Genomic DNA, 9,626 nt, shown 5'->3' on the forward strand with positions numbered 1-9,626 from the left:
CAACCAGCAGTTCCAACTCATCCCCATCGACGACGGCGAGCCCGGCGGCGGCCTCCAGGAATGCACCGGCACCGCGCCCATCCGCTGCCACTTCGACGTCGCCCCGGGGACGCACGACGTCACCGCCGTTCTCGGCGGCAGCACGGCCGGATCCACCGTCGTCACGGCCGAGGCCCGGCGCACCATGCTCGGCGCGACGACGACCGCCGCCGGCGAGCGGAAGACGGAACGCTTCACGGTGAACGTGCGCAGCCCGGAGGGGCAGCCGACCGGATCCACCGGCAGTCCCGGCCTCGACCTCTACTTCGGCGGCGCCGCGCCGCGACTGAGCGAGCTCACCGTCACTCCCGTTCGGACCCGGCAGCTCTTCCTCGCGGGCGACTCCACGGTCTGCGACCAGTCCACCCGCCCGTACACCGGCTGGGGTCAGGAGCTGCCGCAGTTCTTCACGCAGGGCCTGTCGGTCGCGAACTACGCCGACTCCGGAGAGAGCTCCGGCTCGTTCCTGTCGAATTCGCGGCTCTTCCCGACCATGCGCCCGCTCGTCAACGACGGGGATGTGGTGCTCATCCAGTTCGGGCACAACGACAAGCAGACGAACGCCTCGACCTTCCGGGCCAACCTGGCGAGGCTGATCGACGGCGTCGAAGCCGAGGGCGGCACGCCCGTCCTCGTCACGCCGGTCGTCCGCCGCTCGTTCAACGCCGACGGGACGCTGAACAACGGCACGGCCCTGCACGTCAACGGGCTCGGCGTCAACCTCCCCGCCGAGATGCGCCGACTCGCTCAGGAGCAGGGCGTGGCCCTCATCGACCTGACCGCGCTGAGCAAGCGGCTGGTGGAGCAGAGGGGCCCGGAGGGCTCCAAGGCCCTGTTCCTCACCGACGAGGCGGGCGACAACACGCACATGTCCGAGCGAGGCGCCACGGAGTTCGCTCGACTCGTCCTCGGTGAGATGCGCACGCAGGGGACGCTTCCCACCGGTCTCTTCCGCTGATCGGCGAGGGCCTCGGCGCGATCGGGAAGGCGTTCGGGCGCAGGCGAGAGCCGTCGCCTGCGAATCGATCCCCTTCCCCCGCCGGGGTCCTCGTCCCGGCACCGTCCTCAAGCGCCGTAGCGCGACCTCTCCGGGACGGCAGACGGCCTCGGCGGCACCGGGCCCACAACGCGGGGCCGACCGGTCGCCTTCCCCGAAAGCGCTGTGAACGTGCACGCATATCAGCCCTTTCAAGGCCGGCAACCGGTGTCAGAGACGAATGACGCCTTGGCTCGGGAATTTTTTATCGTAACAATGCTGGCTTAAATGCCGCATAAAGGGTGAACAGCGCTTGCTTTCAGTGATGCATGTCGCTACCTTGATGTAAACGTTCACAGTCTGCCGGTGGACTCCAGCGGCAGCATCCCTCGACTGAGACAAGGACACAGCATGCGACGCAGAGGAGTTGTCGCCGTCGCGGCGGCGGCCGCGCTGGGACTGGCCGCCTGCGGCGGTCCCGCCGAAGAGGAGCAGGCCTCCGAACTGGAGTGGGACGGGGAGTCCCAGCAGTACGTCATCGAGGAGGACGTCGCCTCCGGCGCAGTGCCGCTGAAGGTCTGGTTCGAAGAGGACTACCTCGCCGAGGCCGTCATCGCGGCCTTCAAGGAGGAGTTCAAGGACGAATACCCGGACATGCGGATCGAGTACGAGCTCGTCGGCAAGCACGACGCCGTCGACAAGATGGCCCTGGCCGGCGAGGCCGGGACCGGTGCCGACGTCTTCATGACCTTCTACAACGAGATCCCCAACGCGATCGACGACGGCACCGCCGCTCCCCTCGGCGAATACTCCGACGTGCTCCAGGAGCGGATGAGCGAGGCCTTCACCAGCGTCGTCTCCGTCGACGACCAGATGCACGCGGTCCCCGTGACCACCGAATCGCTCGGGCTCATCTACAACACCACACTGCTCCAGGAGCTGACCGGTTCCTCCGAGCCCGCCGCCACCTGGGAGGAGATCAAGGCGCTCGCCGCCGAGTACAACGACCCGGGAACCAACCGCTGGACGATCCGCATGTCCACCATGGAGATCTATCGCGCCTACCCGATCCTGTCCGCCATGGGCTGGCAGGTCTACCCCGACGGCAATGTGGACGAGCCCGGATTCGACGACCCGGCGCTGACCCCCGCGCTCGACTACTACGCCGGCCTGCGCGACATCTACAACGTCCCCAGCGCCGACAGCACCTGGGAGACCATCGAAGAGGGCTTCGCCAAGGGCGAGACCCCGTACGTCATCACCGGACCCTGGAGCTTCGCGCTCTTCGACGAGGGCGCCGCCGCCAACGGCTTCGAGTACGGCGTGACCACCCTGCCCACCGTCGAAGGCGGCGAGACCGCCGGTTCCTTCGCCGGCATGCACGTCGCCGCCGTCTCCGGATACTCCGAGCACCCGGCCGCGGCCCGCGTCTTCGCCAACTTCCTCGCCTCCGACGCCGGCGCCGCCACCGTCTACGCCGCCACCGGCCAGATCCCGGCCCTCAACGCCGACCTGCTCGCCGGTATCGAGGGGATCGAGGACGACCCGCACGTGGCCGGCATCGTGGCCCAGTCGGCCAACGCCGAGCTGATCCCGCAGGTGCCGGAGTACTTCTGGGAGGTCGGCGACGCCATGGTCACCGATGTGTGGGACGACCTGTCCGACTCCGCCGCCGCACAGGAGAAGGCCGTGACCACCTACAACGAGTTGCACGGAATCTAGGGACCGACCGCAGTGACCACCACTGAGACCTCCGAGCACCCCGTTCCGGCCCCGGACCGCGCCCCCCGCGGTCCGGGCCGGGCGGGCCCCGGGACCCCCGCGCCGGTGCCGGGCCTCGCCTCGGCGCTGGTGTGGGGGGCCGGCCAACTGATCAACCGCCAGGCCGGCAAGGCCGCGTTCTTCTTCGCGTTCTTCGCCGGGGCCGTCGTCTGGGAGATCGCCACCGGCAACTACTACGCCGGCATGGAGTTCACGCCGCGATCCAACGGCGGCTTCTTCGTCAAAGGCCTGTGGGGCCTGACCACCCTCGGCACGCAGCCGCGCGAGATGACCCTCACCGGCCTGACCGAGGGCGACAACTCGATCGTCCTCATGGCCAACGGCCTCATCGCCTTCCTGACCTTGGCGCTGCTCGCCATCATCTGGATCTGGAGCATCCGCGACGCCGCCCGCTACCGGGCCGCCCTGAACACCGGCGGCGCCGCCGAATCCTCGCGCGTCTACTTCGGACGCATCTGGGAAGGCGCCTTCGCCTACATTGTCCTGTCGCCCGGCCTGATCCTCCTGGTCTTCATGTCGGTGCTGCCGGTGCTGTTCGGGATCCTCGTCGCGTTCACCGACTACAACCGCGACAACCTGCCGCCGAAGAACCTCGTCCACTGGGTGGGCTTCGAGAACTTCGCGACCATCTTCGCCGTCCCCTCCTGGACCGCGACGTTCACGGGGATCCTCGTCTGGACCCTCGTGTGGGCCGTGCTCGCCACGGTCACCACCTACGCCGCGGGCCTGCTCCTGGCCGTGATGCTGGCAAGCCGGAGGATCAGGTTCCCGCGCATGTGGCGCTCGGTCTTCCTGCTGCCCTGGGCCGTCCCCGCCATCGTGTCCGCCCTGGTGTTCCGCTCGATGTTCAACGGCCAGTTCGGGCCCGTCAGCCAATGGCTGGTCGACATCGGCCTCACCGACGAGCGCGTCTACTGGTTCACCGACCCGACCCAGCCGAACCTGGCGCGGGGCGTCGCGCTCCTGGTCAACCTGTGGCTCGGCTTCCCGTTCTTCATGGCCCTCGTGGGCGGCGTTCTCGCGAACATCCCCGACAGCTACTACGAGGCCGCCCGCATCGACGGCGCCGGACCGGTGCAGCAGTTCCGCTACATCACCGTGCCGATCGTCCAGCGGACGGTCACCCCGCTGATCATCCTGTCGTTCGTGCACAACTTCAACAACTTCGGGGTGATCTACTTCCTCACCGAAGGCGGTCCGGACAATGTGGACTACCGCTTCGCGGGCAGCACCGACCTCCTCGTCACATGGCTGTTCAAGCTCACGCTCGACAACCGCCTCTACAACATCGGCGCAGTGATGAGCCTGGTCATCTTCCTCATCGTCGGCGCCATCTCGGTGCTGAACCTCAACCGCACCAAAGCGATCCGGGAGCTCTGAACATGGCCGCCACTCCAGCGAAGACCGGGAACCGGCCCCCCGCTCCCCGCCGCGGCGGGACCGTCGAAGGCCGTCAGCGGGTGCGCGAAGGCGTCACCACCGCGCTCATGCACCTCCAGCTCCTCGTCGTCGCGGTCATCGTGATCTACCCGCTCATGTGGGTCGTCGGATCCTCCTTCGGCCCGGGCGGGGGGCTGGCGAACGCCACCCCCATCCCCGAGAACGCGACCCTCGACAACTACATCCACCTGTTCACCCAGACCGACTACGGGCGCTGGTACCTCAACTCGCTCTACGTCGCCACGCTCAACATGGTCGGCTCGGTCGCGCTCTCGGCCCTGTGCGGCTGGGTGTTCTCCCGCATCCGCTTCCGCGGGCGAAAAGCCAGCATGCTCGGGATCCTCATCCTCCAGATGTTCCCCAGCTTCCTGACCGCCATCGCCGTCTACATGCTGTTCCTCAACTTCGGCCTGCTCGACTCCCTCACCGGCCTGGCCCTGGTCAGCATCGCCGCGGCCCTGCCGTACAACACCTGGCTCATGAAGGGCTACACCGACAACCTGCCCGCAAGCCTGGACGAGGCCGCCGCCCTCGACGGCGCGGGACGGCTCACGATCTTCCGCAGGATCGTGCTGCCGCTCATGCGCCCGATGCTCACCTTCGTGGCCATCACCAGTTTCACGGTCCCGTGGATGGACTTCATCCTCCCGCGCCTGCTGCTGCAGAGCAACAGCAAGCAAACCGTGGCCCTGGGCCTGTTCCAGATGATCACCGACCAGTACAGCAACGACTTCACCACCTTCGCCGCCGGCGCGGTGGTCCTCGCCGTGCCCATCACGATCCTCTACATCGTCCTGCAGCGCCACCTCGTCACGGGGGCCATGGCGGGCGCGGAGAAGGGATGAGCCCTGAGCCGTATCCAGACTTCGTCGGCGGCGACCCGCCGCCGCAGCGGGCGCCCCTCGGCGCCCGACCCCCGATCGCAAAGGAGCGACACATGAGACGGATGATCGCGGTGGCCCTGGCGGCCGCCATGAGCTTCGTCGCGTTCGCCGCGGCCTCCCCGGCCCAGGCCGTCAGAGACGACTTCTACATGGGCGTCGACATCGGCACCCTCGCCGAGGTCGAGGCCAGTGGAGAACGCTTCTACGACGACGGCGTGCAGGGCGACGCCCTCCAGATCATGGCCGACAGCGGCGCCAACCTGGTGCGGCTGCGGCTGTGGAACGACCCGTACAGCGCCTCCGGCCAGCCCTACGGCGGCGGCACGAACGACCTGACGAAGACCATCGCGCTGGCGAAGCGCGCCAAGGCCCTCGGCATGGACGTCCTCCTCGACCTCCACTACTCGGACTTCTGGGCCGACCCGGGCAAGCAGATCAAGCCCAAGGCCTGGCAGAACCTGTCCTACAGCCAGCTCACCACCGCAGTGCGCACGTACTCGCGGGACGTCGTCGCCCAGATGACCGCCGCGGGCGCCAAGCCCGACATCGTGCAGGTGGGCAACGAGATCACCAACGGCATGCTGCAGCCCACCGGCAGCACCTCCAACTGGTCGCAGCTGGGCGGCCTGCTCAAGGCCGGCATCGCGGGCGTCCACGAGGGCGGCAGCGGCATCGAGATCGCCCTGCACCTCGACCGCGGCGGCAACAACGGCGCCTACCGCAACTGGTTCGACAACGCCCGCGCGCAGGGCGTCCCGTACGACATCATCGCCATGTCCTACTACCCGTACTGGCACGGCACGATGAACCAGCTGCGGACCAACATGAACGACGTCGCCGCGCGCTACGGCAAGGACGTCATGGTCGTGGAGACCGCCTACGCCTGGACCCTCGCGGACGGCGACGGGCGCGGCAACATCTTCACCAGCAGCCACGCCCAGGAATCGGGCTACCCGGCCACGGTGCAGGGCCAGACGCAGTTCCTGCGCGACCTGCAGGACGCCATCGCCGACGTCCCGAACGATCGCGGACGCGGCCTGGTCTGGTGGGAGGCGGCGTGGACCGGCGACACCAGCTGGGCCACTTCGGCCGGCATGACCTACATCAACGACCATGCGGGCCAGAGCAACTCGTGGGACAACCAGACCCTGTTCGACCACAACGGCAACAAGCTGCCCACGCTGGACTTCTTCGGTGAGATCACCGGTGGCGGCGGGTCCGGGGCCGGTGAGAACGTGCTGACCAACGGGAGCTTCGAATCCGGCAGCGGGCGATCCGCGAGCGGCTGGAACGTCTGGGCCCAGAGCAGCACGAACACGGACGCCGCCTTCCGGGAGACGCGGGGGAGCATCCATCAGGGCAGCGCCAAGTTCACCCACTGGAAGAACAGCGCGTACGTCGTCTCGACCTACCAGTCGCGCAGCGTCCCGAACGGGACCTACACGCTCACGGCCTGGGTCATGAACGGCGGCGGCCAGAACGCCGCGCGCATGTACGCCAAGGGATACGGCGGCAGCGAACGGCAGGCCGACCTGCCGGTGGCCTCGCAGTGGACGCAGGTGTCCATCACGGGCGTCCAGGTCACGAACGGGCAGATCGAGGTCGGGTTCTACTCGAACGCGAACGCCGGGAACTGGATCAACGTCGACTCGGTGAGCCTGCACCGCACCGGGTGACCGCCGACGGGAAGGCCCGCCCGAGCCGGGGGCGGCCTTCCCGCCGGTCGGCAACGGGCGGTGCCGCCACTGCAACCAAGGAAGAGTTCGGGAACGTGACACGGAAACGACCGACGATCAACGACGTCGCCGAGGCCTCAGGGGTCTCGCGGGGCACGGTCTCCCGCGTCCTCAACGGACAGACCAACGTCTCGCTCGCGGCCGAGCTCGCCGTGCGCCGAGCGGTGAGCGAGACGGGGTACGTCGTGAACCGGGCCGCGCGGAGCCTCAAGACCAGCCGCACCGGCTCGGTCGTCATGGTCCTTTCCGAGCCCCAGGAGCGGCTGTTCGAGGACCCGAACTTCTCGGTCCTGATGCGGGCGGCCACGAATCGCCTCGCCGAGCGCGACATGTCGCTGGTGCTCATGATCGCCGGGGACGACGGCGACCGCGAGCGGGTCGCGCACTACCTGCGCGGCGGCCACGCCGACGGCGCGCTCCTCATCTCGACCCATGAGGGCGATCCGCTCCTGGAGGCCGTCGAGCGCTCGCACGTCCCGGCGGTGGCGTGCGGGGCGGTGCTCGGGCACGAGAGCGTCATCCCGTACGCCGCGGCCGACGACCGCGGCGGCGCCCGGCAGGCCGCGCAGTACCTGGTCGACCAGGGGCGTCGCAGGATCGGCATGATCACGGGTCCGCTCGACACGCCCGGCGGCGCACTGCGGATGGAGGGTTTCACGAGTGTGCTGGGCCGCAAGGTCACCAAGCGCAAGCTGGTCTACGGCGACTACACCCAGGCGGGCGGCGAACGGGCGATGCACGAGCTCCTGCGGAACTTCCCCGACCTGGACGCGGTCTTCGTCGCCTCCGACCTCATGGCCGCCGGCGCCCTCCAGGCCCTGCGCACCGCCGGCCGCCGCGTGCCCGGCGACGTGGCCGTCGTCGGCTTCGACGACTCGGCGATCGCCACCGCGACCAATCCGATGCTCACCACCATCCGCCAACCTCTGGCGGAGGTCGCCGAGGAGACCGTGCGCCTCCTCATCGCCCTCCTCGACGAGCAGCAGGTCGAGTCAGCCGTGCTGCCGACCGAACTGATCGTCCGCGACAGTGCCTGATCCAGGAGAGTGCCTTATGGACGACAGGGCCGTATCGAGACAGTATATTTCTGAACAAACTTGCCTAATACCCGCATAAGGATCAAGACATCGAAGAACTTGACTATATTCCGATGTATCGATATAATGGTCTTCGCTGTGAACGATCCCAGTGCTCGACACCGGTGTTCACGGGCGACCCTCACCGCCCTCCTCGAAGGAGTTCTCAATGACCATGCAACGACGGACGTTCCTCGGCCTCAGCGCCGCCGGGATGCTCGGCGCGGGCGCCGCATCCCTGTTCGGTACGGGCCAGGCGCTCGCCGATCCCGCGCCGGCCAATCCGTACGCCGTGGGTGTGCGCCGGTACAACTGGTCGCGAGGCTCACGCCCCTGCACCACCTACGTGTACTACCCGGCCATCGGCACCGCCGGGGGCAACCCGGTGACCGATGCGCCGGCCGCCAACGGCGTCTTCCCCGTCTACAACTTCACCCACGGGTACGGCAGCAGCCCGCAGAACTCCCTGTTCATCATCCGGCGCCTGGCCGAGGCGGGCTTCATCGTCCCCGCGCCGCACTTCAACCACAACTTCAGCGACGTCAACAACGGCAACACCTCCAAGGACGTCTCGCAGATCATCACCAACACCCTGGCCCTCAACACGAGCGGGCCGCTGGCCGGACGCATCCGCACCGACATCGGCGTCGGCGTCTCCGGACACTCTCTGGGGGGCATGACCACCCACGGCCTGCTCACGTCCTGGCCCGACAGCCGGATCGTCTCCGCCAACCCGCAGTCCTGCGTGGACATGGGCAACCCCTCGAGCTCGGTCTCCGCCAAAGTCCTGTTCGTGCACGGCGACCGGGACTCGACCACCCAGTACTCCTCGGCCCGGCAGGCGTACAACGAGATCACCTGGCCCAAGGCCTTCCTCACCTTCGTCGGCGGCAGCCACACCAGCTTCTGGAGCGACCAGCGCTTCCCGACGACCGTCGTGGACTGGGCGCGGTGGACCATGTACGGCGACACCGCCGCCCGCGACCGCCTCCCGTCCGACGCGGCGGGCTCCAACACCCGGTGGGAGGCCCAGCTGGGCGAGACACCCAGCGGCCCCGGCATCTACCGCCTGACCGCGCAGCACAGCGGCAAGGTCGCCGACATCGACGCCGTCTCCACCGCGGCGGGGGCGAAGCTCATCCAGTGGTCGTCCACCGGCCGCACCAACCAGCACTTCGAGTTCATCGACGCGGGCGACGGCCACGTCAAGATCAAGGCCCGCCACTCGGGCCTGGTCCTCCAGGTCGCGAGCAACAGCAACGGCGCCGACATCACCCAGCAGTCCGACACCGGCGCCGCGAGCCAGCAGTGGCGCATCATGGAACACGGCGGCGGTGTCGTCAGCCTCATCAACCGACAGTCCGGCCTGGCCATGGACGTCTGGGAGTACTCCACTTCAGACGGCGCCCGCATCACCCAGTACACCTACACCGGCAACGACAATCAGCGGTTCACGCGCCAAGCGGTCTGAGCAGCGACCGCCAGCTTAGAACGATTCAGTCCACTCGGCCGCGGCGGTCCCGCCCGGCCTCCCGGCACCCGGTGCCGGAGACCGTCTCGGCCGAGTGGCCCGCAACCCACTACGCACGGAGCGATCAATGCGTCTTTCTCTCACTCGACGGCTGAAAATGCTGTCGGCACTGGCGGCGGCCGTCGTGGCCGCTGCGACCTTCTTCGTCTTCTCACCGTTCAA

The 9,626-nt window shown here is 68.2% G+C and carries 7 protein-coding genes; all 7 read left to right on the forward strand.

Annotated features, from left to right (window positions below; translation table 11 throughout):
* Positions 1-25 precede the first annotated feature (25 nt).
* The 7 genes from K3N28_RS23100 (at position 26) to K3N28_RS23130 (ending at position 9,404) form a co-directional block, all read left to right on the forward strand.
* Positions 26-997, forward strand: coding sequence for a rhamnogalacturonan acetylesterase (locus K3N28_RS23100; RefSeq protein WP_374209868.1), 972 nt, complete (start codon positions 26-28; stop codon positions 995-997).
* Between the two features lie 429 nt (positions 998-1,426).
* Positions 1,427-2,737 carry an extracellular solute-binding protein gene (locus K3N28_RS23105; RefSeq protein WP_228095254.1) on the forward strand — a complete coding sequence of 437 codons (1,311 nt, stop codon included), beginning with the start codon at positions 1,427-1,429 and terminating at the stop codon, positions 2,735-2,737.
* Between the two features lie 12 nt (positions 2,738-2,749).
* The gene (locus K3N28_RS23110) at positions 2,750-4,177 is read left to right on the forward strand and encodes a carbohydrate ABC transporter permease (protein ID WP_228095255.1); all 1,428 of its coding nucleotides are present in this window, start codon (positions 2,750-2,752) and stop codon (positions 4,175-4,177) included.
* A gap of 2 nt (positions 4,178-4,179) precedes the next feature.
* Positions 4,180-5,082, forward strand: coding sequence for a sugar ABC transporter permease (locus K3N28_RS23115; RefSeq protein WP_228095256.1), 903 nt, complete (start codon positions 4,180-4,182; stop codon positions 5,080-5,082).
* Between the two features lie 92 nt (positions 5,083-5,174).
* Positions 5,175-6,797, forward strand: a complete 1,623-nt coding sequence (locus tag K3N28_RS23120) for a glycosyl hydrolase 53 family protein (protein WP_228095258.1) — start codon at positions 5,175-5,177, stop codon at positions 6,795-6,797.
* Positions 6,798-6,892: 95 nt separating this feature from the next.
* Entirely contained in the window at positions 6,893-7,894 is a 1,002-nt protein-coding gene (locus tag K3N28_RS23125; protein WP_228095260.1) for a LacI family DNA-binding transcriptional regulator, read from the forward strand.
* A 208-nt stretch (positions 7,895-8,102) separates the two neighbouring features.
* Positions 8,103-9,404: an RICIN domain-containing protein gene (locus K3N28_RS23130; RefSeq protein ID WP_228095262.1), complete on the forward strand. Its 1,302-nt coding sequence runs from the start codon at positions 8,103-8,105 to the stop codon at positions 9,402-9,404.
* The last annotated feature ends 222 nt before the right edge of the window (positions 9,405-9,626 follow it).

Origin of the sequence: Glycomyces sp. TRM65418, from assembly GCF_019710475.1 — a bacterium.
Classification (GTDB): Bacteria; Actinomycetota; Actinomycetes; order Mycobacteriales; family Micromonosporaceae; genus Glycomyces.

Coding starts and splice junctions, on each gene's coding strand:
- K3N28_RS23105 (WP_228095254.1), top strand. CDS start 1,427: ATGCGACGCAGAGGAGTTGTCGCCGTCGCGGCGGCGGCCGCGCTGGGA.
- K3N28_RS23115 (WP_228095256.1), top strand. CDS start 4,180: ATGGCCGCCACTCCAGCGAAGACCGGGAACCGGCCCCCCGCTCCCCGC.
- K3N28_RS23120 (WP_228095258.1), top strand. CDS start 5,175: ATGAGACGGATGATCGCGGTGGCCCTGGCGGCCGCCATGAGCTTCGTC.
- K3N28_RS23130 (WP_228095262.1), top strand. CDS start 8,103: ATGACCATGCAACGACGGACGTTCCTCGGCCTCAGCGCCGCCGGGATG.